Genomic DNA, 23628 nt, shown 5'->3' on the forward strand with positions numbered 1-23628 from the left:
GCTGGGCGCTCACGTCGTCGCCAGGAACCGGTGCACGAGGTGGACGGCCATGCCACCCTCACCCACCGCCGAGGCGACTCGCTTCATCGAGTCGAGCCGCACGTCGCCGGCCGCGAAGACGCCCGGGACGCTCGTCTCCAGCGCAAAGGGGGCCCGGTCCTCCGGCCAGGACGACCGACCGGGTCGCTGCAACAGCTCCGGTCCGGTGACGACGAAGCCGTGGTCGTCGCGCAGCACGTCCTCACCCAGCCAGTCGGTCCGGGGCATCGCGCCGATGAAGATGAACAGCGACGAGGTGTCGACGTCCTCGGTCTCGCCGGTGGCGCGGTCGCGCAGGGTCAGTGACTCGAGGTGCTCCTCGCCCCGGGCGGCAGCGACCTCGCACCCGACCCGGACCTCGATGTTCGTGGCGGCCTCGATGCGCGCGACCAGGTACTGCGACATGGTGAGCTCGAGACCGGCTCCGCGGACCAGCATCACCACCCGCTTGGCGAAGCGCGCCAGGTTGAGTGCCGCTTGGCCAGCGGAGTTGGCCGCCCCGACCAGGTAGACCTCCTCCCCCTCGCACTGGGCCGCCTCGGTGGCGGAGGCGCCGTAGTGCACTCCCCTGGCGCCCAGCTCGTCGAGCCCGGCCGCCTCGAGCCGCCGGTAGGACACGCCCGTCGCGATGACCACCGACCGGGCCTCCAGCTCGTCGGCCCCGTCGATGACGACCGAGCGCACCGGACCCTTCACCCGCAGCCCCACGGCCTCCCGTGCGACCACCATCTCCGCACCGAACCGCGCCACCTGCGCGACCGCACGGTGGGTCAGGTCGGCCCCGGACAGCCCCTTGGGGAAGCCGAGGTAGTTCTCGATCGAGGCGCTCTGCCCGGCCTGGCCACCGGGGGCATCGCGTTCGACCACGACGGTCCGCAGCCCTTCCGAGGACGCGTAGACGGCGGCCGCGAGCCCGGCCGGTCCACCGCCCACGATGCAGAGGTCGTAGAGGGGGGCGTCGGCGAGCGTGTGCAGACCCAGCGCGGCGGCCACCTCGCGGTTGGTGGGGCTGCGCAGCGGCTCCCCCTCGGGCACCAGCACGAGCGGCAGGTCGTCCGGTCGCGCCCCGGCCAGCTCCACGAGCTCGGCCGCTCCGTCGTCCCGCTCCACGTCGAGCCACGCGTAGGGCACGTGGTTGCGGGTGAGGAAGGTCTTGACCTCCTGGCTGCGGTCGGACCAGCGGTGGCCGACCACGCGCACCTGGTCGGCGGTGTCGCGGTGACCGTCCTGCCAGTCGCCGAGCAGGTCCTCGACGACGGGGTAGAGCTTGTCCTGCGGGGGGTCCCAGGGCTTGAGCATGTAGTAGTCGAGGCCGATGTCGTTGATGGCCTTGATGGCGACGTCGGTGTCGGCGTAGGCCGTGAGCAGGAGCAGCTTGGTGTCGGGGCTGATGTTGCGCACCCGCTCCAGCAGCTCGATCCCCGTCATCCCGGGCATCCGCTGGTCCGACACCACGAGGGCGACGGCCCGGCCGCGCAAGGTGAACTCGGTCAGCAGCTCCAGCGCCCCCGGGCCGGAGGTGGCGCCCGCGACCCGGAAGTCCGCACCGAACCGGTCGCGCAGGTCGCGGGTGATCGCCTTGGACACCACGGGGTCGTCGTCGACGGCCAGGATCGTCGGCTTCGCCACGCTCGGAGGCTACCCGCAGCCCCGGACCTGCGCCATGGTCCGACCGCACCAGGGCCGAGCGCGGGGCCGAGCGCGGGGCCGAGCGCGGGGCCGAGCGCGGGTCAGGTCGCGACGACGTCGACCGGTGCGCCGTCCGCGAAGGCCAGGACCTGGTCGACCGCCGCGTCGTAGAGGGCGCCGATGACATCGCGCTCGACGTAGCCGAGGTGGGGGGTCGCCGTCACGGTGGGCAGCGCCAGGAGCGGGTCGGCGGCGTCCAGCACCGGTTCGTGCTCGAAGACGTCCACCGCCGCCCGGCCCGGACGGCCCGCCTCGAGGGCGGCCACCAGCGCACCGGGCGCGACGACCCCGGCGCGGGAGGTGTTCACGAACAACGCGTCGGGCTTCATCAGGGCGAGGTCCTCGGCCGTGACGATGCCCGTGGTGTCGGGGTTGAGCGGCAGGTGCACGGCCAGCACGTCGCACTCGCGGAAGAAGGCCTCGCGACTGGGCGCCGCGGCATACCCGGCCTCGGTGGCTCGCGTGTGGGAGCCCGCGCGCCCCCACACCACGACCTGCATGCCGAACGCCCGCCCGACCTCCGCGACGAGCCCACCGATCCGGCCCAGGCCATAGACACCAAGGGTTTTCGCGTGGAGGCCGATGCCGACCGTCGACTGCCAACGACCCTCGAGCAGCGCGGTGACCTCCTGCGGGAGCTGCCGCTGGGCGGCGAGGATGAGCGCCCAGGTGAGCTCGGCCGTCGCGTGCGGGCCACCCGCTCCCCCGGCGCTCACGACGATGCCTCGCGCGGCCAGCGCGGTGAGGTCGAGGTGGCTGGTGTTGCGGCCGGTCTGGCTCACCAACCGCACGGTCGACAGTCGCTCGACCACCTCGCGCGGGAGCGCGGTGCGTTGCTGGAGCAGCACCACGGCATCGAACCCGTCGAGCCGCGCCACGAGCGCGGCGCCGGTCACCGAGTCGGTGAAGGCGACCACGTCGTGGCCGGCCAGCCGCTGCGCGCACGGCAGCGAGCCGAAGGCGTCGGCGTAGTCGTCGAGCACCGCGACCCTCACGACGCGACCTCGGTATGCCGCGCGGGCGCCGTGCGGTGCAGGGCCCACCAGAGCAGGGCGAGGGCGAGCAGTGACCCGAAGGTGTCGGCGTTCTGGAGCACGCGGCCGATCCAGCGCGGCCAGTCGGGGTGGCTCAGCCAGGTGATGCCCCACCACGGCATCCGGCACAGGAAGAACGCCGTCACGACGCCCGCGGCGAGCAGCCGTCGGCGGTCACGGAGCGGGTCGGCGCCGAGCACGGCGAAGATCACCACCACCATCCAGTGCAGGTGGTGGATCCACGCGACCGGCGACAGCAGCACCGCCATCAGCCCGACCGCGGCGACCTCGCTGATCGAGTCACCGGCCAGGTAGGCGCGCCGCGCGAGCTGGAACCCGACGAAGCCGACCACAGCGACCAGCACCAGCCAGAGCGCATCGCCGACCAACCCGTCGGGCCCGACCCGCAGGAGGAAGCCGCGGATGCTCTGGTTGGACGTGCCGGCGTTCGGACCCAGGCGGGCCGGGTCCTGGAGCGCGCCGCCCCAGAAGGCGAACGACGCCTCGGGGAGCAGCAGCCAGGCGCCCACGGTGACGGCGACAGCGGTGCCGACCGCGGTCGCGGCCTCCTTCCACCGCCGGTTCAGGAGGTAGTGGATGACGAAGACGCCGGGCGTGAGCTTGATCGACATCGCCAGCCCGACCAGGACGCCGGGTGGGATCCGCCTCAGCAGGCCGGGGCGCGGGCTGCGCAGGTCCATGAGGCAGGCCAGCACCATGAAGGCGTTCACCTGCCCGAACCTGATGCCGTCCGAGACGGGGTGCAGCCACAGCATCGGCACGGTGAGCAGGGCGAGGGTGATCGGCACGAGGGCGCCGGTGCGGTGGATGAGGCGCCACCCGGCATACCAGACGATCGCGGTCGTGGCCGCGATCTGGGCGAGTGTCCACAGCCAGCCGACCGCGCCGAAGGGCAACAACGCCAGGGGAATCGCGATGACGGCCGCGAACGGCGGATAGGTGAACGGCAACAGCTGGGGTGCCTCGGTCATCGCCGAGTAGATCGGTCGGCCGGTGAGGATCGACACGCCCGCCTCGCGGTAGACCTCGACGTCGACCTGCCACTGGTCGAGCGGCCAGTAGACCAGGTAGCGCAACACCGGGATGGCAGCTCCGGCGAGCACCACGACGACCGCGAGCGCCCACCTGACCCGGAGTGAGGGGGTGTTGCGGGTCGCGGTGGTCACGCCTCCATTCTGTCGTGCTGGCCGACCCGTAGCCTGTACGGGTGACCCGCCGCGCCAAGAGCTCCCTCGTCGGCCCGTTCGCAATCCTCCTCAGCGTGTTCTCGGGCCTCGTCCTGCTGGCGGCCCTGCTGCCGGGTGCCAGCGCAGCCGCGGCCCCCGCCACGACCCCCGACGCAGTCGCCGCGGACGGTCCGAACCCGATCATCATCATCGGCACCGGCGGGCTCACGTGGAGCGACGTCAGCGCCAAGGGCACACCGTCGTTGTGGACCTTCCTGCGCGACGGGTCGACCGCCGCGGTCTCGGTGCGCTCGGTCTTCACCAACACCTGCCCCGTCGACGGCTGGCTCAGCCTGTCGGCCGGCAACCGCGCCGCTGCCCCGGGTCCGGGCAAGAACGGCTCCCGCACGACCACCGACCCGTGTCCGCCCATCCCCGTCGTGGACAGCGGCGTCGTGCCCGGGTGGGACGGCTACGTGAAGGCAGCCGACGCCCTCAAGTTCGACTCCATGCTCGGCACGCTGGGCGAGCAGCTCGCCAGCAACAAGCAGTGCGTCCAGGCGGTGGGACCGGGGGCCGGGCTCGGCGCCGCCCACCCGTCCGGTGCGGTCGGACGGTATGCCGCGTACGACGCCTCCGCGCTCACCGGCCTCCTCACCGGGTGCCGCGTGACGCTGGTGGATGTCGGCTCGCTGCGCGACCCCGCCGACCTCCCCGCCAGCGAGGCGAGGACCACCCCGGGCAACCGAGCGGAGCAGGCCACCGCGATCGACGGGCGCATCGGGGAGGTGCTGGCTGGCGCCCCGAGCGGGTCGGACATCGTCGTGGCGAGCCTGTCCGACGCGGGGAGCAGCGAGCGGCTGCGGCTGGTCGCCGCCAAGGGCCCGCACTACGGGTCCGGCACCCTCTACTCCCCCTCGACCCGGCAGGACGGGCTGGTCCAGTCGGCCGACCTGACCGTGACCGCCCTGACCGCCGCCGGCGTCCCGATCCCCGACTCGCTCGGCGGGACGGCGCTGCGCAGGAGCGACACGGGCGGTGGTGAGGCGGGCAGCAACTCCGATGCCGCGGCGCAGGACCGGCTGCGACAGCTGCTCGACTTCGACGAGGCCAGTCACGAGGTGCACCCGCTGGTGCCGCCGTTCTTCAACGGGGTCGTCTACACGCAGATCGCGATCTACCTGCTGGCCGCGGTGGTCTGGCGGCGCGACTTCGGGTCGACCGACCTGCGGCTGCGGATGCTCCGGATCACCCGCAGGGTCGCGGTCGTGGCCTCAACGGTGCCGGCCTCCACCTTCCTGGCGAACCTCATCCCGTGGTGGCGCTTCCCCATCCCGATGATCGCCGTCGTGCTCAGCGTCGGGCTGTTCGTGGCGATCATCTCCGCGATCGCCCTGCTGGGTCCCTGGAGCCGGCGGCTGACCGGCCCGCTGGTCGTCGTGGCACTCACGACCCTGCTCGTGCTCGGTGGCGACGTCATGCTCGGGTCGCACCTGCAGATCTCGTCGCTGATGGGGCTCCAGCCCGTCGTCGGTGGCCGGTTCTACGGCATGGGCAACGTGACCTTCGCCCTCTTCGCGACCGCGGCCCTCCTGCTCTGCATCGCCGTCTCCAGCTTCTACGTGAAGCGGGGTCAGCCGAAGCTCGCGGCCATCGCGGCGCTGGCGATCGGACTGGCTGCGGTGGTCGTCGACGGCTACCCGGGCTGGGGTGCCGACGGCGGCGGCCCGCCCGCCCTGCTGCCAGGTCTGGCCTACCTCGTCCTGGCCATCCTCGGGATCCAGATGACGTGGAAGCGCGGGGCGATCCTCGCCGGTGCGACGGTCGGGCTGTTCCTGCTGGTCGGCTTCCTCGACTCGCTGCGTGGGGTCGAGAACCAGTCGCACCTCGGTCGGTTCTTCCGCTCGATCTTCAGCGGCGGGGCCCTCGACATCATCACCCGCAAGCTGCAGCAGAACATCGACATCCTGTTCGGCAACTACCGGCTGTCGCTGCTCGTGCCGATCGCCCTGGTCTTCGTCATCTACATCCTGGCCCGGCCGACGTCGTGGGGGTCGCGGTCGCTGCAGCGGTCCTACGAGGCGTGCCCGACCCTGCGCCCGGGGCTCATCGCGCTGCTGGTCACGCTCACGATCGGCTTCGCCATCAACGACTCCGGGGTCGCGATCCCCGCCAACGGCGCCATCATCGCGGTGCCGCTGATCATCGCCGTCAGCGTCAGGGTGCTGGAGGACGAGGCACGCTCGTCGGCGACGACCCGCGCGTCGCGGCGCGGGTGAGCCACCCCCAGACCAGCAGCCCGGCATACGGGACAGGGGTGCGGCGCACCCACAGCGAGACCCGCTCGACCGTCGGGGTCATGCCCACCACCCGACCCGGCACGTAGCCGACCGCCATCGCCGCGAGGCGCACGACGAGGATCGTGTCGAGCACGCTCGCCGCCAGCACGGGTAGGACGGCCCAGGTGATGAGGTCGTACCACGGCAGCGAGTAGGGGGCCGCGAGCGAGTAGGCGGCGCTGAGCACCAGCGTCCACCGCACCGCGGCGCCGGTCGCGGTCTCCGGGGCGAGGCCACGGGTCACCCGGGCGAGCAGCACGGCGAGCACCACGGCGACGACGACGGCCAGCCACGTGACGACGGTCCGCGCCTGGCCGGACGGGAGCGGGCCGGTCAGCAGCTCGAAGAGCAGGCGCCACGGGGTCGCGAGCGAGATCGACCGGCGAGCGCGGTCGAGCTGGTCGAAGACGTGCGGCCCCGCCCAGAGGTGCAGCGGGACGACCACGACCACCGCCGCCGCCACGAACCCGACGGCGCGACGCACGAACCCCCGGCGCTCGTGGACCCACCACCCGACGAGGACCGCCAGGACGACCACGCCGTAGGTGATCTTGCAGGAGACCGCCAGACCGGCGAACAGGCCGGCGGCGAGCGGGTTGCGGGCTGCCAGCACGAGGGCGGCCACGCCGAGCGCAGCGGCGACGAGGTCGACGTGGGCGCCCAGCACCCCGATCCCGAAGACGAGGGGGTTGAGGGTCCAGAGGGTGTCGACCCGTCGCGCGGTCGCGCCCGTGCGCAGGAGGAGGAACCGCACGCCCAGCCAGGCCAGGACGACCAGCACCTGCCAGCACCACACCGTCTCGCGGACGTTCGCGCCGCCGAGGAGGGAGGTGAGCGTCTGCAACAGCGTGGCGAACGGGCCGTAGACGCTCACCGTGTCGGTCCACGGCGGCTCGACTCCGGAGATGACGGGATCCGCGGGCGACCAGGCGCTCGGTGGGGTGAGGTAGGGGTCGCCACCGAGGGCCGAGATCCGGCCGTACGCGGCGTAGTTGGTGTGGTCGGCGGACCCGAACGGCCCGGTGAGCAGGGCCAGCACGCCCAGCGCGACCGGGACGGCCCACCCGCCCTGGAGGGCCCACCCTCCGGGAGCCAGCCGTCTCCTCGCCCGGGCCGCGACCGCACTGAGCATGCCGGCTCCGGAGACGACGGAGGGCTCGCCCCTGAGGCGCAGCCAGACCGCGACCGCGCCGAGGAGGTAGGCGGCCCACAGGAGACCGGTGACCAGCGCCGGCGACGGCGACCACGCGAGGTCGCCGGGCGCCCAGCCGCGCGGCCCGAGCGAGGGCTTGGCGGCGCTCTCCCCCGCCACCCCGACGAGGAGCAGCAGCCCGAACGAGACGACCAGTGCGGGCATCGCGACGCGGTCGCGGACGGCGACCAGTCCCGAGGGGGTCATGACGGGGGTCAGCGCAGCCCGCGGCGGACCCGGCGGCGGGCCAGGGCGAGGGCGACGTCGCGGTACTGCTTGGCGCGGTGCACCTGTCCGCGCCAGTCGGCACCGCTGACCCGGTGGTGCAGCTCGCAGGGCACCTCCTCGACGCGCAGGCCGGCCATCAGGACGTCGACGGTGAGGCCGACCTCGACGCCCCATCCCCGCGCGAGTGGGCTGGCGGCGTCGAACGCGGGGCGGGAGATGCAGCGCATGCCCGACAGCGGCTGCTGGGCGACGAACCCGGTGAGGTCCTCGATCCCCTTGCGCGCCAGCCGCACCACGAACCCGTGTCCGCCGCCGGCGGTCTTCTGGGGTGGCAGGGTGGCGATCGTCATGTCGGCCCGGCCCTCGAGCACCGGCGGCACGAGCACCCCGAGGTTCGCGGCGGTGCCCTCGAGGTCACCGTCGACGAAGAGCAGCGGGCGACGGCCGTCCGAACCCCCGACCCGGCCCTCGACCCCCTCGTGGCGCGCGACGTAGCCGGCGCCGGTGGTCATCGCGGCGGCCTTGCCTCGGTTGCGGGCGTGCCGCACCACCTCGGCGCCCGCTTCCCGGGCGAGCTCGGCGGTGCCGTCGGAGCTCCCGTCGTCGACGACGACGACCAGGTCCACGCCCGGTATGCCGCGCACGGCACGGATCGTCGCGGCGATCCGGTCGGCCTCGTCCTTGGCCGGGATCACCGCGGCGACGGTCGGGGCCGGGTGCGCTGTCATGTCGGGGCGGCCGGTCAGCGCAGCGTGACCTGGCGGCTGAGCAGCCCGGACCGGGACCGGCGCTCCTCCGCGGTGAGGGGCGCCTCGGAAGCCGAGGCGGCGGCATACCGGGTCATGAACTCGCCCAGCGCTGCCTCGTAGTCGTCGGCGACCTTGGCGGCGTCCAGGTCCCACACCGGCACCAGCAGGCCGCAGGCGCGGAAGGCGCCGAGCAGGCGGGTCTGGTCACCGAGGCCGCTCTCACCACCGGCGTGCAGGCGGGCGAGCGCGTCGGTGGCGACGTCCTCGTCCTCCGGCAGGACCAGGCGGATGTGGGTGCGCTCGCCGATGCGGCACCAGTAGGCCGAGTCGGTGGCGGTCATCTTCACCGTGGGGATGACGGACTCGTTCGCGCGGTCGAGGGAGGCCTTGGCATCGTCGTCGAGCTCGCTGTCGCCGACCCAGAAGTCGAAGCCCTCGTGCACGGTCACCTCGAACGGCGCGGAGGTGTCGAGCAGGTCCTGCAGGCGCGGGGTGTCGGCCGTGGCCGCCGGGGTGCCGGTGATCGGCGTGCCCTGCTCGGCGGAGGCCGCGGCCAGCAGCGAGGTGGCCAGGTCGCGGGACGCGTCACCGGAGATCGAGCCCGACTGGGAGCCGACGAAGACGGTGCCGTCGGCGCGGTGGAGGCCGGGCCAGGCCAGCGGCAGCACGGTCGCGATGGTCACCGCGCTCGGCGCCCCCTCGGGGGCCCGGCCCTGGGCGAAGGACACCCTGGCGGTGGCCGACGGCAGGATCTCGCGCATCGCGACCCAGTCGGTCTCGCCCGGCAGGCCCTCGAACGGACGAGCCACGAACGGTGCGGGCTCGACGCGTGCGGTGGCGGAGCCGTGGTCTGCGCCCTTGCGGCGACGTGTTGCCTTACCCATTTCGCAAACCCTAGTGGGAGGGAGCTCAGTGGCTGCGGCGGCGGGAGGGGCCGCCGAGGGAGGCCCACACCGTCGAGCCGGTGCGGTCCTCGGTGACGCCCCACTCGTGGGCGAGGCTGCGGACGATCCGCAGGCCGCGTCCCGAGGGAGCCCAGATCGTGCGCGGCGCCGGCCGGGGGGTGCTCTCGCTGCCCCCGTCGGTCACCTCGACCTCGACGACGCCGGTCTTGACCTTCCAGTGCACGCGCAGGTTGCCGTCGGCCAGCGGCCGGGCGTGGCGGATCGAGTTGGAGACCAGCTCCGAGACGACGATCTCGGCCTCGTCGATGACGGCGGCAGACACGTCGCGGGCCTCGAGGTCGTCGACGAGGGCCTTGCGCACCTGGGCCACGGAGGTGGCCCGCCACGGGACGCGGACGGTGCGGGAGGAGTCCCGGAGCCGACCGCCCGAGGGCGGGTCGGAGCGCGGGGAGCGTTCTCCCAGCGGTGCAGCTGCCATGCGCGGGCCCGTGTCCGATCTATGTGAGTTCGGTCGGAGACTACCGACTGGCTTCGACAGCGTCGAGGACCGCGCGGGGGTGGTTGCTGATGATGGCGTCCACCCCGAGCTCCAGGCACAGGGCGACGTCGGCCGGCTCGTCGACGGTCCAGACGTAGACCTCGTGCCCGTGGCGGTGCTGCCGCGCCACCGTCTGGGGGTAGCGGCGGACGATCTTGATGTCGAGCCCGACCGTGTGGATCCCCTTGGGCAGCGACCCGTCGCGGAACCGCAGGGGCACCGAGTCCTCGATGAGGTAGACCGCGGGGACGTCGGGGCAGAGCTGGCGCATCCGCTGGACCGCCAGCTGCGAGAACGACATGACCCGCACCCAGTGCCGGCTGTCGCGGCGCGGACCGGTGAGGTCGAACTCCTGCAGCACCCGGGCCAGCTGCCGCTCGACCAGTCCCGCATAGCGCGTGGGGTGCTTGGTCTCGATGACCAGGCCCACGGGACGTTCGGACTCCAGCACGTTGGTGAGCAGGGTGCGCAACGTGAGCAACCGGTTGCGGTCGCGGTCGGGCAGCTCGAGGTCACGCGGGTGGTCCTCCTTCCACGAGCCCCAGTCGAGACCCTCGAGCTCGGCCAGCTCCAGGGTCGAGACGATGCCGTGGCCGTTGGAGGTGCGGTTGACCCGGCGGTCGTGGACGCAGACCAGGTGGGAGTCGGCAGTGAGCCGGACGTCGCACTCCAGGGCGTCCGCTCCCTCCTCGATCGCGCGGACGTACGCGCGCAGGGTGTGCTCGGGTTCGACGAGGCTCGACCCCCGGTGCGCGATGACGAGCGGACCATGCCGGGCGGGGTCAGGGCGGGCATGGCCGGCCGCAGGCGTGGGGACGCCGTCGTCGAGCACGCAACCATGGTTCCACAAGGGTCGCCGAAGCACCCGCGACCCCGGCCGAACGGCGACCGCGAGTTTCGCACCGCTGACCCGGGGACCACGATGCGGCACGATGGCCACCGCCCGGTGGCGTGCCGCCCCGGGGCTCACACGACGGGGAGGTGCGGCGTTCCATGGGTGTGAAACTGCCCGCCTTCCAGACCCTCGTCGACGCCCACTGGCGCGACGTCGCCCGCCTCGCCCACGCCCTCGCCGGCCCGGTCGACGGGGACGACGTGGCCCAGCAGGCGTGGACGCAGGCGCTCGCGGCCTACCCGTCGCTGCGCTCGGCCACGAACCTGAGGGGCTGGCTGCTCACGATCACACACCGGTGCGCCATGGACGTGCACCGGGGACGGGCCCGCCGCGCGGTGCCCCACGACGACCCGGCCGCGTTGGCCACGGGACCGGCCGCACCCGCGGCCGACGCCGACCTCCCCGACGGCCCGCTCTGGGCCTCGGTGGCCGCCCTGCCGCCACGACAACGCGAGGCCGTCGTCCTCAAGTACGTCGCCGACCTCGACCACCCCACCATCGCCGCCGCGCTGGGCACCTCGCCCGCGATGAGCCGGCGCCTCGTGAGCGATGCGCTCGCGACCCTGCGTAAGGACGTGTCATGACCGACCCCACCACCCGCCTCGCGGCCTTCGGGCGCGACACCTCGTCCCTGCACCCTCCGGTGCTCGCCCCGAGTGACGTCTCCTACGTCGTGGAGGACACCCCGATCGGGCGAATGCTGTTGGCCCGCAACGACTCCGGCGCGCTGGTCGCGTCCGCGTTCGTGGCCACACCCGAGGACGAGGAGCACGTGCTGACCCGCCTCAGCGAACGCATCTCGCCGCGCGTGCTGCGACAGCCGGGTGAGCTCGACGAGGCCCGCACCGAGCTCGAGGCGTTCCTCGCGGGGCGCACGCGGGCGTTCACCCTGCGCACCGACCTCGCCCTCGCCTCGGACTTCCAGCGGTCGGTGCTCCCCCGCCTCGCGGCGACCGTGGGCTACGGCGACCGGGCCACCTACGGCGAGCTCGCGGCCCGGGTCGACCGACCGAAGGCCGCGCGCGCGGTCGGGGCCGCGCTGGGCGCGAACCCGTTGTGCGTCGTGCTCCCGTGCCACCGCATCGTGGCGTCGAGCGGCGCACTCACCGGGTATGCCGGTGGGCTGGACGCCAAGCGCTACCTCCTCGACCTCGAGGCCAGCCACCGCTGAGGTCCTGGGCATTCGTGCGAGCATCGGGGGATGGCTCTCTCCGACGTCGACCTGACCCACCTGCGCCAGTGCGTGGACCTGGCCCGCGAAGGCCTCGAGGCCGGCGACGAACCGTTCGGCTCGGTGCTGGTCGACGGCGTCGGGCAGGTGCGGTTCGCCGACCGCAACCGTGTGCAGGACGGCGACCAGACCCGACACCCGGAGTTCGAGGCCGCGAAGTGGGCGGCCGTCCACCTGCCGGCGGACGAGCGGGGCGCGTGCACCGTCTACACCTCCGGCGAGCACTGTGCGATGTGCTCGGCGGCGCACGCGTGGGTCGGCCTCGGCCGCATCGTGTATGCCGTGTCGACCGAGCAGCTCGTCGGCTGGCTCCGCGCGTGGGGCGTGCCACCGGGACCGGTCAACCCGCTGCCGGTCCAGGCGGTCGCCCCGGGACTGGCCGTGGCCGGGCCGGCACCCGAGCTCGAGCAGGAGGTGCGGGAGCTGCACCGGCGACTGCACGGCATACCCGAGGGCAGCTAGCCCACCGGGCCACCGCCCTGCGCCTCGAGGCGCGCCGTGAGGGCGTCGACCGCGCGACGGAGGTCGCCGATGGTGGCGGTGCGCGCCTCGGGCTGGAGCTCGACCGTCACCGAGCCACCGGGTTCGACGGCGACCCGGCGCACCTGGCTCAGCGAGTCGGCGCCCTGGGCCTGGATGGCGTTGTCGAGCTCTTCGGGGGTCATGCCGAGGTGCATCAGCGCGCGGTGGTCGAGGAGCCCGTCCGTGACCACCACGGTCGGACGACCGTCGAGCAGCCACGCGAGCCACGGGATGCGCAGGGTCAGGCGGTCGAGGCCGGCGTTGACGACGACGAGCACCGCGGCGCCGAGCAGCCCGCCGATCAGCGAGTTGTCCTCACCGATGATGGCGTTCTGGACCACGTTGGACAGCAGCAGCACCACGACGAGGTCCTGCGAGTTCATCTGTCCCATCAGGCGTTTGCCTGCGATCCGGATGACGATGAGGATCCCGAGGTAGACCGCGACCGTGCGGATGACCTTCTCGGCCACGGGCATCTGCAGGTGGAGCAGGTCGTCGACGACTCCCTGCGACGCTGCGGCGACGACGTGCTCGAACATGGCTGGCTCCCTGGCTGGTGGCTACTCGCGCCCGGAGGAGATCCAGGCGGGGTCCTTGCTGAGGTTGCGGTCGCCCTCGGCGAGCGCCGCGGCCTGGTCGAGCCGGGCCAGCTGGTCGACGCCCAGCTGGACGTCGAGGGCACCGAGGTTCTCGTCGACGCGCTCCGCGCGGCGGGTGCCGGGGATCGGGACGACCGGCAGCCCGAGCCGCTCGCCCTGCGCGTAGAGCCAGGCGAGCGCCACCTGCGCCGGGGTGGCCCCGACCTCGGTGGCCACCTCGGTCACGACCTGCACGACCCGCTGGTTGGCGTCGAAGCCGGCGTCGAACCTGGGGTGGCCCTTGAGCATCGACCCCGCGACGGCCGCCTTGGTCATCGCGCCGGTGAGGAAGCCCCGACCCAGCGGCGAGTAGGGCACGAACCCGGCGCCCACCTCGACGGCGGCCGGGACGACGTGCGCCTCGACGTCGCGCGACCAGATGCTCCACTCGCTCTGCACCGCGGTGATCGGGTGCACCGCTGCCGCGGCGCGCAGCTCGGTCGCGGTGACCTCTGAGAGGCCGAGGTGCCGCACCGTGCCGGCCGCCACGAGCTCGGCCATCGCCCCGACGGTCTCCTCGATCGGCACGCGGACATCGCGTCGGTGCAGGTAGTAGAGGTCGATGACGTCGGTGCCGAGTCGCCGCAGCGACGCCTCGGCCGCACTGCGCACGTATGCCGCGTCGCCCCGGACCGCGGTCGCGCCCGGCCCCTGGTTGGGGACGCCGGTGATGCCGAACTTCGTGGCGAGCTGCACCTCGTCACGCCGGTCGCGCAGCAGCTGGGCCACGAGCTCCTCGTTGGTGCCGGCCGGACCCTCGACCCCCTCGCGGGGCTCGCCGTACACGTCCGCGGTGTCGATGAACGTCACGCCGGCGTCGACCGCGTGGTGCAGGGTGCGCAGCCCCTCGGCGGGGTCGGTCTGGCCGTAGACGTGGGTGATCGCCATGCCGCCGAACCCGAGCCGGCTGACCTCGAGTCCGTGGCCTAGGTCGACCCGACGCGATCCGCCGGTGGTGCTCATGCCCCAGCCTCCGACGACGCAGCGGGCACGGGGCCGTAGGACAGGTGGACCACACCGTTGGAGTAGACGTCGCTGCCCAGGAGGGCCAGCCTCGTCGGGCCGCTGCCCTCGGTGAACAGCCGCTCCCCCGCGCCGAGCGCGATCGGGTAGACGAAGAGGTGCAGCTCGTCGACCAGTCCGTCGGCGAGCAGCCCGCGGACGAGCTGGCCGCTGCCCGAGACGTAGATGCTGCCGTCGGTGTCGTCCTTCAGCCGTCGGATGACGTCGGCGTCGTAGGCCCCGAGGCGCTCACTCGGGCCCCACTCCTCGGTCGGCTCCTCCTTCCCCACGACGTACTTGGTCGTCTCGTTGAAGAACGGCGCGCCCGGGTCCTGCTCCACCGTGCGGTCGCGCCAGGCGGGGGCGAACATGTCGAACGTCGTGCGGCCGAGCAGGATCGCGGTGGCTCCACCGGTGACGCCGGCGAGGGTCTCCCCCATCGCCGGGTCGAAACCGAACTCGAAGGTCCAGCTCGGCGACTCGAAGACGCCGTCGAGGGAGATGAACTCGTGGACTGCGATCTGACCCATGGAGCCGACCCTGCCACGCCGTCAGGAGGTAGTCACCTCCAGGGTGTGCGTCCCCGCCTTGGTCGGGACGGTCACCTCGAGGCCACGGTTCGTCGTCCGGCTGGTCCAGGTGGACAGCACCGAGCCGTCGAGCACGACCCGCGTCACGGTGCTGCCGCGCGGGACGGTGTGCCCGATCCAGACCTTGTCGGCGCCGACTGCCGAGCCGACCTTGACCGTCGTGGTGTAGCGCGACCCGGCGACCGAGGCCGACACGTCGGCGAAGCCACCGCCGAGCCGGATGTGCGCACCCGAGGCCGACGGCTGACCGGCCGGCACCTGCGGGACCACGACCAGCTGGCCATTGCCGAGGTCGGGCTGGAGACCGAGCCACTGGTGCACGACGGCCCAGGCGGTGCCGTAGTTGCCCCACGCCTGCATGAACATCGAGCGGCAGGTCCAGCAGCGATCGATGTTCGCGCCCTGGTCCGGCGAGGGGAAGATCTCCGGCATCGCGCCCGGCTGCTCGTCGGGCGTCCCGCCGGTGGCGGGCTCGGCGAACATGGGGTCGGCCAGCGCGTGGGTGTAGCGCTGCTGCTGTCCGGCCCCGAGCCGGCCGTAGTTGCCCTCACCGATCGACTGGATCGAGGTGGTCAGGCCGAAGACGACCTTCTCGCCGGCGCCGGTCTGGCCGCCGCCGCAGCCCGTGTGGAACAGGCCCGTCGACAGGGGCGCGGTCCCGCTGTAGCAGGGGTCCTCACGGCCGGCGAGCGCCGTGCTCCCGTGGGCGTAGGGCGCGAGCCCGGGCACGGTGCGGCCGTTGACCTGGAGCTCGGCCTCCATCGGCGTCTGTCCGATCCAGTGCTTCTGGAAGGACTGGACGTTGCCGGGGTCGGCGAGCGAGTCGGCGTACTGGGACGCCGCGGCATACCACCACGCCTGGTCGAACCGGTCGCTGATCTGGCCGGCGAGGGTGTTGGCCCAGGCGAAGGTGGTGCCGTCGTGCTTGGCCTTGGCCATGGTGGCCAGGTCGTAGAGCCCACGGATGTAGTAGACGGTGTTGTCGAGCTTCTCGGTGCCCATCCCGCCGCGCTCGACGTTGCCGAGGCCCTCCGGGAAGCCGTCGTGGTCGGCGTCGAGGGTGGCCGTGACGTACCTGAGGTTGCGGACCGAGAAGTCGTACATCTCGTCGCGGAACCGGTCGTCGCCGGTCCAGCGCCACAACAGCGCCACGGTGCTCGGGAACTTCACCGTCTCGTCGGTGTTGAAGTTGTACGTCGTGGTGCCGTCCGGGTTGGTGCTGCGCGAGTCCTGGCCGTACCAGATCGAGCCGTCCGAGATGACCTCGTGCGTCACGACGCCGGAGCGGTTGTTGAGGATGTCGGACACGTCACGCAGGGCCCGCAGGTGGTCCTTGATCGCCTCGAACTGCCCGACCGACACCGACGCGAACGCGGTGTACTCGGCGTCCGTGCCGAAGAGCCACGGGTAGTCGGGGTAGCCCGCCCCGATCCAGGTCGCCTTGGCGACGGTCCCCGACGGCGCGGGGAACTGCTTGCCCTGGTTGGTCCAGCGGATCTGCAGGTCCGTCGCCGTCTGGGTGAGGTCGGCGATGTTCTGCTTGCCCCACTGCACTGCGTCCTGCACCAGCGGGTCGCCGGGCAGCGACAGCTGGGTCATCTGCGCGAGCGCCTGTCGCGAGGCCTTCTTCGCGGCCAGCGCCGCGGCCGGGTCGGCCAGCGCCTTCGCGAGCTCGCCACGGGCGGAAGCCAGCCCCTGGTCGGAGCCGGCGACGGCGAGCCAGATGGTCTTCGAGCCACCGGCCGGCAGGTCGAGGCTGTAGGTCAGCCGGCCGCCGGTGCCCTTGCCGAATGGTCCGTCGTCACAGGCCGAGGGCTTGGGGTCCGCCGGGGCGCCGGTCTCGGTGCCGGTGCAGCGGTTGCCGGCCTGGGCGCCGTAGAACTGGGGGCCGATCTGTCCGGTGGTCGGCGTCGCCGCGGTGCCGACCACGGCGGCGTAGTGGTGGACCGGCGCACCGGGCAGCGCACCGTCATCGGTGAAGACGAGGTTCGTGCCGTCGAAGGCACCCGTGTCCGGGAGGTTGTCGCTCGCGTTCGGCGTCACGCCGCCGAACCCCCACGGGTACTGGCCCATCAGCTCGGAGTGGGCGTCGACCGACAGCTTCGCCGTGCGGGCCGCGCCCGGGTTGGTCACGGTGAGGCCGAAGAGCGCGCCCCGCACGCCGTCGGGCACGAAGTCGGTGCGCGCGACCTCGAGGCCCGCGGTGTCGGGCAGGGCGTAGCGGCTGTAGCCCCACCCGCTGGTGAACGACGAGGCCGGCCCCACCCACTGGTCGTCGAGGCCGAACCACACGCCGTCGACCATCTTCATCGGCGGGGTCCAGACCCCACCCATCTCACCGGTGATGTGCCAGCCGTTCGCGTAGAAGCGACCGTCCTCGAACCCGATCGAGTAGGCCCGCGTCCCGGCCGAGACCTCCCGCCGGTCGGCGAGCCGGGTGCTCACCGACAGCTCGTCGCCGGCCGCGGCGACCGCTGCGGTGACGGGTAGTTGTGTCGCCATCACGGCCGCTCCGAGCACGAGCGCTGTGGCACCGGCGAGGTGAGATCGAGACATCGTCGTCCTCCGACCCAGAAGGGGCAGCGACGTCGGGCGGCGTCGCCTGGGTGGTCAGGACCCTTTGTCCCTGCGAATGCGGACGAATGGTCCGGACCTTCGGACGTTACACCCGCCGTCGCGGTGTGCCGCGTGGAAATTTCCCGAGAAATTTCAGGGAGGCTGTCGAAACGGTGGCGCGCCGTTCGGCGAAGGGGGTGAAGGCACCGAGAGGCGGTGCCGCCGGGACCGGTCGAGAGGCCACCCACTCACCGAGGAGCACTCCATGGGATCCATCAAGGCAAGCCTGTTCATCTCCCTCGACGGCGTCATCGAGTCGCCGGAGAGCTGGCACTCCCCCTACTTCAACGACGAGATGGGCGCCGTGGTGGGCGCCCAGATGGCCGCAGCGGACGCGACCCTGCTGGGCCGCACCACCTACGACGCGTTCGCCGGCTACTGGCCGGGCGCCGACCCCGCCGACCCGTTCACCGCGGCGATGAACGGGGCCCGCAAGTACGTCGTGTCCGCCACCCTCACCGAGGCCACCTGGGAGAACTCCTCGGTGGTCAGCGGTGACGTGGCCGCCGAGCTCACCGCACTGAAGCAGGACACGAACCTCGGCACGACCGGCAGCGCGACCCTCGTGCGCTGGCTGCTCGAGCAGGGGCTGGTCGACGAGCTGCACCTGCTGGTGCACCCGATCGTGGTCGGTCACGGGAAGAAGCTCTTCGAGGACGGCGCGACCGTGCCCCTGCAGCTGGTCTCGTCGCAGACCTTCGAGACGGGGGTCGTCTACCTCGTCTACGGGCCCACTGCCGCAGCCGACGCGTGAGGAAGAATGCGACGGGAACCGACCGAGGAGACGACCGTGCGCTACATGGTGATGCACTACCAGACCCAGGCGATGGAGGACGGCATCCCGCCGTCCGCCGAGGACCAGGCCGCCATCGGCGAGTACATGAGGGAGGCGGCGATGTCGGGCGTCCTCCTCTCCGGCGAGGGAGTCGCCTCCAGCGCCAAGGGCGCCCGCATCGAGGTGCAGGACGGCGCGACCCGGGTGATCGACGGACCGTTCGCCGAGGCCAAGGAGCTGATCGCCGGCTTCGCGATCCTCGACGTGGGGTCGCTGGACGAGGCGATCGAGCACGCCCGCCGGTTCGCGCTGCTCGTGGGCAGCGACCGGGTGGACGTCCGCAAGGTCATCGAGGTGGAGGACCTCGTCCTCCCCGAGCAGCGCTGACCACGCGCTGACACCGGGGACGAGGCGGTGAGCACCGAGGTCGACCGGCGGGTGGCGGCCCTGTGGCGGGTCGAGTCGCCACGGGTGACCGCCCGGCTGGCTCGGCTCGTGGGCGACCTCGACACCGCCGAGGAGCTCGCCCAGGACACCTTCGTGGCGTCCCTCGAACGGTGGCGTCGCGACGGCATACCGGACAACCCGGCGGCCTGGCTCACGAAGACCGCACGCGACCTCGCCGTCGACCGGCTCCGCCGGCGCGACACGGGGAGGGCGAAGTACCAGGTCGTGGCGGCGAGCACGCCCCTGACGGTGGAGCACGACCTCGACGAGGTGGTCGACGGCGACCTCGCGGACGACCTGCTCGGGCTGGTCTTCATGTCGTGCCACCCGATCCTGTCGGCCGACGCGCGCTCGGCGCTGACCCTCAAGCTGGTGTGCGGACTGCGCACCGAGGACGTCGCCCGCGCGTTCCTCGCGCCCGAGGCGACCGTCGCGCAGCGGATCGTGCGGGCCAAGCGGACCCTGGCCGCGGCCAACGTGCGGTTCGAGCTGCCGGGGCCGAAGGAACGGCCGGCCCGGCTCGACGCCGTGCGCGAGGTCATCTACCTCGTCTTCAACGAGGGCCACACGGCCACGACCGGCGACAGCTGGACCACCCCCGAGCTGTGCGCGGAGGCGCTGCGGCTGGGTCGGATGCTGGCCTCCCTCACGCCGGGTGACACCGAGACGCTCGGGCTGTTGGCGCTGATGGAGATCCAGGCGTCACGGCTGCCGGCGCGGGTGGCCGCGGACGGGTCCCCGGTGCTGCTGATGGACCAGGACCGCAGCCGGTGGGACCAGCTGCTGGTGCGCAGCGGGCTGGCGCACGTCGGCCAGGTCGACGCGCTCGGCGGCACGGTGGGCCCCTACGCGCTCCAGGCCGCCATCGCGGCCTGCCACGCGCGGGCCCGCGTCGCCGAGGACACCGACTGGGAGCGGATCACGGCCCTGTACGACGGGCTCGCCCAGATCAGCCCCTCACCGGTCGTCGAGCTCAACCGGGGTGTGGCGACGGCTCAGGCGTTCGGTCCGCAGGCCGGCTTGGAGATCGTGCTCCCGCTGCTCGAGCGGGCGGACCTGCGCGGCTACCACCTCTTGCCGGCCGTCGTCGGAGACCTGCTGTGCCGCAACGGATCCCACGTGGAAGCCCGCGAACACTTCCTCCGGTCGGCAGCCCTGACGAAGAACACCCGCGAACGCACCACCATGCAGGACCGCGCCGCGCAATGCGCCTCCGGGCACCCGGCCTGAGGCCGGCCACGGGTCAGGTGACGGCGGGCGACCCGGTCAGCTCTTCTTCAGCTCCTGAGCCAACATCACGATGATGCCGCTGGGGCCCCGGACGTAGGTGAGCCGGTAGATGTCCTCGTAGGTGCCGACGCCGCGCAGGGGGTGGCAGTCATGCCGCGCGGCGATCGCCAGCGCCTCGTCGAGGTCGTCGACCGAGAAGGCCACCCGGTGCATGCCGATCTCGTTGGGCAGGGTGGGCTCGGTCTCGATCGCGTCGGGGTGGAGGTACTCGAAGAGCTCGAGGCGGCCGTGGCCGTCGGGCGTCTGGAGCATGGCGATCTTGGCGTGGTTGCCGTCCAGGCCGACCGCGGTGTCGGTCCACTCACCGCTGACCGTGTCGCGGCCCAGGACGGTCAGGCCGAGGTCGGTGAAGAAGGCGATGGTCGCTTCGAGGTCGCGGACGGCGATGGCAACGTTCTCGAGCTTGATGGGCATGCGCAGCACGCTACCCAGTCGCAGCCGTCCGTGGTGGCTGTCGGGTGGTGGGTGTCGGGGTGGTCAGCCCTGGGTGCGGAGGTAGCGGCCGAAGTGGGGCACGGTGAACGCGATCCGACCGCGCTCGCCCGAGTAGATGAGCCCCTTCTTCAGGAGCGCATCCCTTGCGGGAGAGAGGGATTGGGGCTTGCGGTCGAGCACCGTGGCAACCGCCGAGGTCGGCACCGACTCGGTCTCGTCGACCTCCTCGCCGCTCTCGACGAGGCCCTGGGCGGCGTCGGCCATCGCCCGCAGGTACTCGCGCTCGGCCGGCGTCGCTCGCTCGAAGCGCGAGCCGAAGAACCCCACCGCCAGCTCCGCCTCGGCCTCCGGTGCGGCGACCGCGATGTCCTCGGCGGTGATCGGCGACCGAGGCGCGACGTCCCACGCGACCTTGCCGTAGGCCTGGACGAAGTAGGGGTAGCCGGCGGTCGCGGCATACATCGCATCCAAAGCCTCTGGCGTGAACACCGCATCCTCGTCAGCGGCTGGCGCCACGAGGGCGAGGTCGGCCGCGGCGCGGTCGAGCCGGTCGATCCGTTGGTAGCGGAACAGCCTCTCGGAGTAGGACTTCGAGGCGGACAGCACCGCCGGGAGGTGCGGAAGCCCGGCACCGACGACGATGACGGGCAGACCCGACTGCGAGATCTCGTGGCACGCCGCGCAGACGGCCGACACGTCGTCGGCCGAGAGGTCCTGCATCTCGTCGACGAAGACCGCGACTCCTCGGCCGACGTCTGCGGCGAGCCCGCCCACGTCGGTGAGCAGCTCGACGAGGTCGATCTCGATGTCTCCGGAGTCGGCTCGCCCGGTGGCGGCCGGTGCGTCGATGCCCGGGTTCCACTTCTCCCTCAGCTTCGCGCCGGGGGCGGAGTCGCGCTGGGCGAAGGCCTTGATGACGCCGAGGACGTGGTCGACCTGGTCGCCGGCCGGGTGGCCGAGCTCGCGGACGGCGACGTGGAGCGCCGCGGACAGCGGGCGGCGCAGGCCCTGGTCGGGTCGTGCCTCGAGCTTGCCGGTGCCCCAGTGGGCGCGGACGGCGGCCGAGCGCAGGGCGTTCAGCAGGACGGTCTTGCCGACCCCGCGCAGCCCGGTGAGCACGATCGAGCGCTCCGGCCGGCCGCGGGCGATGCGTTCGAGCACGACGTCGAAGGCGTACAGCTGCTCGTCACGTCCGGCCAGCTCGGGCGGGCGCTGGCCGGCTCCGGGGGCGTACGGGTTGCGTATCGGGTCCACGATTGCAGCGTATGGGTGTTTCTAGCGTTTCCCTGAGATTTGGCGATACGCCGCGATCGTGTCGTGGCGCGGCCGTCTAGCGGAAGTCCGAGACACCGCGAGACAGCCCGAGAAGGCCGAGCAGCAGCCTCAGCGGCGACTGCGGCGCTTGACGATGTGGCCGACGACTGCGGGGATCCAGCCGGTCTCGCCCCGCATCCAGCGTCCGGCCACCAGGTTGTGCGGCACCACGACGAACGACCCCTTGTAGCCCTCGGTCAGCGACAGGTCGGTCCCGAAGACGTCGGTGACCACCTGCCAGTCGAGGTCGGTGTTGCGGTCGAGGTACTCGCCGATCCCGATGGCATAGCGCTCGACGATCGCGGCGTGGTCGGGACGGTCGTCCTCGGGCGACGCCGACCACGCGGCATACGCCCGGTCGAGGCCGGCACCGATCGAGGCGAGGTCGTCGACGTCGACGCCGTCGGCGGCCAGCGCTTCGAGGGCTGCACTGATCCGGCCGCGTTCGGCGTCACCGAGGGGGTCGACGAGCGGGCGCAGCGAGGCGTTGGGGTCGAGGGTGTCGCCGGCGCTGGGGAGGGTGCGCTCCTCGACCTGCGGTTCCGAGGTCGCGTCGTCGTCACCACGCCGACCGAACCACGCCATGTCGGCGGCCCTACTTGACCGTGGCGGGACCGGAGGCGGCGACGAGCGGCTTGCCCGCGCCCTCCCAGGCCTTCATGCCGCCGTGCAGGTTGGCGACGTCGAAGCCCTGCTGCGAGAGCCACGCGACGGCTCGCGAGGAGCGGCCGCCACCGCGGCAGACCACCGCGAGGACACCGTCGTCGGTGTCGGGCAGCTCGTCGAGGCGCGACGGGAGCTCGCTGAGCGGGATGTGCACGGCGCCCGGGGCGTGCCCGGCGTCCCACTCGTCCTGCTCGCGCACGTCGAGCACGAGGGCGTGGTCCTGGACGTCGGTCACCGGCACCTGGGGAATGCTCATGTGTCCATGTAACCACTGGCCGGCTGCCACCCCTAAACCAAAACCAGTGGGCAGGAGTCCCACCACACGGCACAGTGGCGCCATGACGGGCCAGGACGAGCAGATCGCACGGGTGGTGGCCACCTGCCGCGACGCGGCGGGTGACCACCCCGCGCTCGCACCCGTGCTCGACGGATTGGGCGAGCTGCTCGCCGACCTCGTGCAGCGCTGGTCGCTGACGCTCGGCGAGGTCTACGGCGAGGGTCTCGGGGTGCCCGTGGTGGCCGTCCACGCCGACGGCCACCCGGCTGTCCTCAAGATCGACCGGGCGGGCCCGGCCTTCGCGGCGCAGGTCGCCACCCTCGAGGCAGCGCAGGGCCGGGGGTATGCCGCGGTGCTGGCTTCCGACGTCACGCGCGGGGCCGTCCTCATGGAACGGCTCGGGGCCAGCCTCGCGTCGTCGCGGCTCTCGCCGGCGGCCCAGGTCGACCACCTGGCGGCGGCCCTGCGACTCGCGTGGGAGCTGCCGCTGGACCTGGCTCCGGCGATCGCACCCGCGGACGACAAGGCAGCGCAGCTCGCGGGCATCGTCCGACGGTTCCGGCAGGGCGACGACGAGGACCGCTGGGGGGCGGCGCTCGACCGGGCCCACGAGCTCGCCCGCCACCTGTCGGCCACCCGCGACCCACGCCGCGACGTGCTCTGCCACGGCGACCCACATCCCGGCAATGCGTTGCAGGCCAACGGGATCCCGCGCTTCAAGCTCGTCGACCCCGATGGCTTCCGGTGCGAGCCGGAGTACGACGTCGGGGTCACCGTGCGCGACTTCAGCAGGGAGGTCCTGGCCAGCCGCGACCACCGGGCCGCCCGCGCGCGGCACGACGCCCTGTGCGACCGGGCCGCCGACCTCACCGACACGGATGCCGAGAGGGTGCGCCAGTGGGCGTTCGTCGAGCGCGTCACGACCGGGCTCTACCTGCGGTGGTTCCACGACGAAGAAACCGCCGAGTCCTTCCTCGACGCGGCGACGGTCCTGCTCCCCGACTGACCGCGCGGTCAGGGTTGCCGAGGG

24 protein-coding genes are annotated in these 23628 nt (G+C 72.6%); 8 read left to right on the top strand and 16 right to left on the bottom strand.

The window, feature by feature from the left end; translation table 11 throughout:
- Window positions 1–9: 9 nt before the first annotated feature.
- The 3 genes from ACXJKD_RS09840 to ACXJKD_RS09850 all read right to left on the bottom strand — a co-directional run bounded on the left by ACXJKD_RS09840 (window position 10) and on the right by ACXJKD_RS09850 (window position 3949).
- Window positions 10–1668, bottom strand: a complete 1659-nt coding sequence (locus ACXJKD_RS09840; protein WP_457254341.1) for an FAD-dependent oxidoreductase — start codon at window positions 1666–1668, stop codon at window positions 10–12.
- A 101-nt stretch (window positions 1669–1769) separates the two neighbouring features.
- Window positions 1770–2771, bottom strand: a complete 1002-nt coding sequence (locus ACXJKD_RS09845; RefSeq protein WP_457254342.1) for a D-2-hydroxyacid dehydrogenase family protein — start codon at window positions 2769–2771, stop codon at window positions 1770–1772.
- Window positions 2720–3949, bottom strand: a complete 1230-nt coding sequence (locus ACXJKD_RS09850; RefSeq protein ID WP_457254343.1) for a glycosyltransferase 87 family protein — start codon at window positions 3947–3949, stop codon at window positions 2720–2722. Before ACXJKD_RS09850 ends, ACXJKD_RS09845 begins: the two co-directional genes overlap by 52 nt.
- Before the next feature lie 41 nt (window positions 3950–3990).
- Here ACXJKD_RS09850 and ACXJKD_RS09855 point away from each other — a divergent pair, with 41 nt between their 5' ends.
- Entirely contained in the window at window positions 3991–6228 is a 2238-nt protein-coding gene (locus ACXJKD_RS09855; RefSeq protein ID WP_457254344.1) for a hypothetical protein, read from the top strand.
- Here ACXJKD_RS09855 and ACXJKD_RS09860 read toward each other — a convergent pair.
- From ACXJKD_RS09860 to ACXJKD_RS09880, 5 genes are read right to left on the bottom strand one after another with little or no spacing between them, the layout of a single operon-like run.
- Entirely contained in the window at window positions 6167–7687 is a 1521-nt protein-coding gene (locus tag ACXJKD_RS09860) for a hypothetical protein (protein ID WP_457254345.1), read from the bottom strand. The genes ACXJKD_RS09855 and ACXJKD_RS09860 overlap by 62 nt on opposite strands.
- An 8-nt stretch (window positions 7688–7695) precedes the next feature.
- Complete coding sequence (locus ACXJKD_RS09865; protein WP_457254346.1) at window positions 7696–8436, bottom strand: glycosyltransferase; 741 nt, start codon at window positions 8434–8436, stop codon at window positions 7696–7698.
- A gap of 14 nt (window positions 8437–8450) precedes the next feature.
- Window positions 8451–9341, bottom strand: a complete 891-nt coding sequence (locus ACXJKD_RS09870; protein WP_457254347.1) for a DUF5926 family protein — start codon at window positions 9339–9341, stop codon at window positions 8451–8453.
- Window positions 9342–9366: 25 nt separating this feature from the next.
- Window positions 9367–9840, bottom strand: coding sequence for an ATP-binding protein (locus ACXJKD_RS09875; RefSeq protein WP_457254348.1), 474 nt, complete (start codon window positions 9838–9840; stop codon window positions 9367–9369).
- Window positions 9841–9880: 40 nt separating this feature from the next.
- Window positions 9881–10732, bottom strand: a complete 852-nt coding sequence (locus ACXJKD_RS09880) for a glycerophosphodiester phosphodiesterase (RefSeq protein WP_457254349.1) — start codon at window positions 10730–10732, stop codon at window positions 9881–9883.
- 161 nt (window positions 10733–10893) lie between these two features.
- On the opposite strand from ACXJKD_RS09880, the gene ACXJKD_RS09885 reads away from it, so the two are divergent.
- From ACXJKD_RS09885 to ACXJKD_RS09895, 3 genes are read left to right on the top strand one after another with little or no spacing between them, the layout of a single operon-like run.
- A complete protein-coding gene (locus ACXJKD_RS09885) occupies window positions 10894–11379 on the top strand; it encodes an RNA polymerase sigma factor (RefSeq protein WP_457254350.1) in 486 nt (161 codons plus the stop codon).
- Window positions 11376–11966: a methylated-DNA--[protein]-cysteine S-methyltransferase gene (locus ACXJKD_RS09890; protein ID WP_457254351.1), complete on the top strand. Its 591-nt coding sequence runs from the start codon at window positions 11376–11378 to the stop codon at window positions 11964–11966. The genes ACXJKD_RS09885 and ACXJKD_RS09890 overlap by 4 nt, the downstream gene beginning before the upstream one ends.
- 30 nt (window positions 11967–11996) lie before the next feature.
- Window positions 11997–12488: a nucleoside deaminase gene (locus ACXJKD_RS09895; protein WP_457254352.1), complete on the top strand. Its 492-nt coding sequence runs from the start codon at window positions 11997–11999 to the stop codon at window positions 12486–12488.
- On the opposite strand, the gene ACXJKD_RS09900 is transcribed toward ACXJKD_RS09895, so the two are convergent.
- Genes ACXJKD_RS09900 through ACXJKD_RS09915 form a run of 4 tightly spaced genes read right to left on the bottom strand, consistent with a single transcriptional unit; the run spans window position 12485 to window position 17334 of the window.
- On the bottom strand, window positions 12485–13087 hold the full coding sequence (locus ACXJKD_RS09900; protein WP_457254353.1) for a DUF421 domain-containing protein: 603 nt from the start codon (window positions 13085–13087) through the stop codon (window positions 12485–12487). The genes ACXJKD_RS09895 and ACXJKD_RS09900 overlap by 4 nt on opposite strands.
- A 21-nt stretch (window positions 13088–13108) precedes the next feature.
- Window positions 13109–14149: an aldo/keto reductase gene (locus ACXJKD_RS09905; protein WP_457254354.1), complete on the bottom strand. Its 1041-nt coding sequence runs from the start codon at window positions 14147–14149 to the stop codon at window positions 13109–13111.
- Window positions 14146–14718: a dihydrofolate reductase family protein gene (locus ACXJKD_RS09910; RefSeq protein WP_457254355.1), complete on the bottom strand. Its 573-nt coding sequence runs from the start codon at window positions 14716–14718 to the stop codon at window positions 14146–14148. The genes ACXJKD_RS09905 and ACXJKD_RS09910 overlap by 4 nt, the downstream gene beginning before the upstream one ends.
- 21 nt (window positions 14719–14739) lie before the next feature.
- Window positions 14740–17334 (bottom strand): hypothetical protein, encoded by a 2595-nt coding sequence (locus ACXJKD_RS09915; protein WP_457254356.1) that lies wholly within the window; start codon window positions 17332–17334, stop codon window positions 14740–14742.
- A 265-nt stretch (window positions 17335–17599) separates the two neighbouring features.
- Here ACXJKD_RS09915 and ACXJKD_RS09920 point away from each other — a divergent pair, with 265 nt between their 5' ends.
- Genes ACXJKD_RS09920 through ACXJKD_RS09930 form a run of 3 tightly spaced genes read left to right on the top strand, consistent with a single transcriptional unit; the run spans window position 17600 to window position 19846 of the window.
- Window positions 17600–18148 (top strand): dihydrofolate reductase family protein, encoded by a 549-nt coding sequence (locus ACXJKD_RS09920; protein ID WP_457254357.1) that lies wholly within the window; start codon window positions 17600–17602, stop codon window positions 18146–18148.
- A gap of 6 nt (window positions 18149–18154) precedes the next feature.
- Window positions 18155–18556 (top strand): YciI family protein, encoded by a 402-nt coding sequence (locus tag ACXJKD_RS09925; RefSeq protein WP_457254358.1) that lies wholly within the window; start codon window positions 18155–18157, stop codon window positions 18554–18556.
- Between the two features lie 27 nt (window positions 18557–18583).
- Window positions 18584–19846, top strand: a complete 1263-nt coding sequence (locus tag ACXJKD_RS09930) for an RNA polymerase sigma factor (protein WP_457254359.1) — start codon at window positions 18584–18586, stop codon at window positions 19844–19846.
- A gap of 36 nt (window positions 19847–19882) precedes the next feature.
- Here the strand turns inward: ACXJKD_RS09930 and ACXJKD_RS09935 are convergent, their stop codons facing one another.
- The 4 genes from ACXJKD_RS09935 to ACXJKD_RS09950 form a co-directional block, all read right to left on the bottom strand.
- Window positions 19883–20320, bottom strand: a complete 438-nt coding sequence (locus ACXJKD_RS09935; RefSeq protein WP_457254360.1) for a VOC family protein — start codon at window positions 20318–20320, stop codon at window positions 19883–19885.
- Window positions 20321–20383: 63 nt separating this feature from the next.
- Window positions 20384–21595 carry an ATP-binding protein gene (locus ACXJKD_RS09940; protein WP_457254361.1) on the bottom strand — a complete coding sequence of 404 codons (1212 nt, stop codon included), beginning with the start codon at window positions 21593–21595 and terminating at the stop codon, window positions 20384–20386.
- Between the two features lie 129 nt (window positions 21596–21724).
- On the bottom strand, window positions 21725–22240 hold the full coding sequence (locus ACXJKD_RS09945) for a DUF3806 domain-containing protein (protein WP_457254362.1): 516 nt from the start codon (window positions 22238–22240) through the stop codon (window positions 21725–21727).
- Window positions 22241–22250: 10 nt separating this feature from the next.
- Window positions 22251–22577: a rhodanese-like domain-containing protein gene (locus ACXJKD_RS09950; protein WP_457254363.1), complete on the bottom strand. Its 327-nt coding sequence runs from the start codon at window positions 22575–22577 to the stop codon at window positions 22251–22253.
- A gap of 82 nt (window positions 22578–22659) precedes the next feature.
- Between ACXJKD_RS09950 and ACXJKD_RS09955 the strand changes: the two genes are divergently transcribed.
- On the top strand, window positions 22660–23604 hold the full coding sequence (locus ACXJKD_RS09955; protein WP_457254364.1) for an aminoglycoside phosphotransferase family protein: 945 nt from the start codon (window positions 22660–22662) through the stop codon (window positions 23602–23604).
- The last annotated feature ends 24 nt before the right edge of the window (window positions 23605–23628 follow it).

This window comes from Pedococcus sp. P5_B7 (assembly GCF_054049895.1).

Excerpts from the sequence above, each read along its gene's own strand:
- ACXJKD_RS09915 (WP_457254356.1), bottom strand. The coding sequence starts at position 17,334 with ATGTCTCGATCTCACCTCGCCGGTGCCACAGCGCTCGTGCTCGGAGCG.
- ACXJKD_RS09900 (WP_457254353.1), bottom strand. The coding sequence starts at position 13,087 with ATGTTCGAGCACGTCGTCGCCGCAGCGTCGCAGGGAGTCGTCGACGAC.
- ACXJKD_RS09905 (WP_457254354.1), bottom strand. The coding sequence starts at position 14,149 with ATGAGCACCACCGGCGGATCGCGTCGGGTCGACCTAGGCCACGGACTC.
- ACXJKD_RS09885 (WP_457254350.1), top strand. The coding sequence starts at position 10,894 with ATGGGTGTGAAACTGCCCGCCTTCCAGACCCTCGTCGACGCCCACTGG.
- ACXJKD_RS09920 (WP_457254357.1), top strand. The coding sequence starts at position 17,600 with ATGGGATCCATCAAGGCAAGCCTGTTCATCTCCCTCGACGGCGTCATC.
- ACXJKD_RS09870 (WP_457254347.1), bottom strand. The coding sequence starts at position 9,341 with ATGGGTAAGGCAACACGTCGCCGCAAGGGCGCAGACCACGGCTCCGCC.
- ACXJKD_RS09865 (WP_457254346.1), bottom strand. The coding sequence starts at position 8,436 with ATGACAGCGCACCCGGCCCCGACCGTCGCCGCGGTGATCCCGGCCAAG.
- ACXJKD_RS09925 (WP_457254358.1), top strand. The coding sequence starts at position 18,155 with ATGCGACGGGAACCGACCGAGGAGACGACCGTGCGCTACATGGTGATG.
- ACXJKD_RS09935 (WP_457254360.1), bottom strand. The coding sequence starts at position 20,320 with ATGCCCATCAAGCTCGAGAACGTTGCCATCGCCGTCCGCGACCTCGAA.
- ACXJKD_RS09955 (WP_457254364.1), top strand. The coding sequence starts at position 22,660 with ATGACGGGCCAGGACGAGCAGATCGCACGGGTGGTGGCCACCTGCCGC.
- ACXJKD_RS09950 (WP_457254363.1), bottom strand. The coding sequence starts at position 22,577 with ATGAGCATTCCCCAGGTGCCGGTGACCGACGTCCAGGACCACGCCCTC.
- ACXJKD_RS09945 (WP_457254362.1), bottom strand. The coding sequence starts at position 22,240 with ATGGCGTGGTTCGGTCGGCGTGGTGACGACGACGCGACCTCGGAACCG.
- ACXJKD_RS09860 (WP_457254345.1), bottom strand. The coding sequence starts at position 7,687 with ATGACCCCCTCGGGACTGGTCGCCGTCCGCGACCGCGTCGCGATGCCC.
- ACXJKD_RS09895 (WP_457254352.1), top strand. The coding sequence starts at position 11,997 with ATGGCTCTCTCCGACGTCGACCTGACCCACCTGCGCCAGTGCGTGGAC.
- ACXJKD_RS09875 (WP_457254348.1), bottom strand. The coding sequence starts at position 9,840 with ATGGCAGCTGCACCGCTGGGAGAACGCTCCCCGCGCTCCGACCCGCCC.
- ACXJKD_RS09910 (WP_457254355.1), bottom strand. The coding sequence starts at position 14,718 with ATGGGTCAGATCGCAGTCCACGAGTTCATCTCCCTCGACGGCGTCTTC.
- ACXJKD_RS09890 (WP_457254351.1), top strand. The coding sequence starts at position 11,376 with ATGACCGACCCCACCACCCGCCTCGCGGCCTTCGGGCGCGACACCTCG.